The sequence below is a fragment of the Delftia sp. UME58 genome, from assembly GCF_014170385.1.
Classification (GTDB): domain Bacteria; phylum Pseudomonadota; class Gammaproteobacteria; order Burkholderiales; family Burkholderiaceae_C; genus Comamonas; species Comamonas acidovorans.
This window is the reverse complement of sequence record NZ_LZZV01000027.1, coordinates 1-655: the sequence shown is the minus strand read 5'-3', so window position 1 is coordinate 655 and position 655 is coordinate 1. Positions and strand designations below refer to the sequence as shown.

Here is a 655-nt window from a genome sequence, read left to right as displayed (position 1 = left end):
AGCGCGCCGCCGTCCAGGACGGCCGCATGGTCCAGCGCCGCCTGCTTCTGCAGCGCCGTCCAGGCGTGGATGGTGTTTTCGCGTTGCTCGATACGGGCGAAGCAGGCCCGCACCAGTTGCACCGCGGTCAATTCGCGCCGTTGCAGCTTGTGCGCGGCTTCAAGCGCGCCAAGTCTGTTTAAGGCAGTAGACATGATCCTTTCCTCTTTACCGGAGTCGCGCATCACGCGCGGCAGCTGAACTACGCACCCGGTCCCCTTGACCGAGGGTCTGCCCTTGCTGATCCCGTGACCTATTTGCCACGAGTTCCAGCGGACCGATCCCAGCCATTGTGCGCGCCGCGTCAATTAGGAAAAACACCGAAAACATCATGTTTTCCCGGGTAATCCGACTGTGCCGCGCCATGGCTTTGTGTTGTTGCGTCGTTATCAGCATAGCGCAAACCCGTGCAATACAAAGGTCATATTTGTCTTGTAAGATGAAATCGTTTTCAGTAAACAGACAGCAATATAGATATGGCAACGCGCCCGTCGCCCCGCTTTTCAATCATCGAAGTGGCCCGCAAGGCCGGGGTATCCCCGGCGACGGTTTCGCGCGCGTTCAACCAGCCGGACATCGTCCATCCCGACACGCTGGCGCACATCCGCAACGTGGC

1 protein-coding gene and 1 pseudogene are annotated in these 655 nt (G+C 59.2%); one reads left to right on the top strand and one right to left on the bottom strand.

Annotated elements, in window-relative coordinates:
* Positions 1-194: pseudogene (locus A9976_RS10190) on the bottom strand (amidase); the annotation flags it as partial.
* 321 nt (positions 195-515) lie between these two features.
* Between A9976_RS10190 and A9976_RS10185 the strand changes: the two are divergent.
* The coding region (locus tag A9976_RS10185) for a LacI family DNA-binding transcriptional regulator (protein WP_183018907.1) at positions 516-655 on the top strand (140 nt) is incomplete at its 3' end.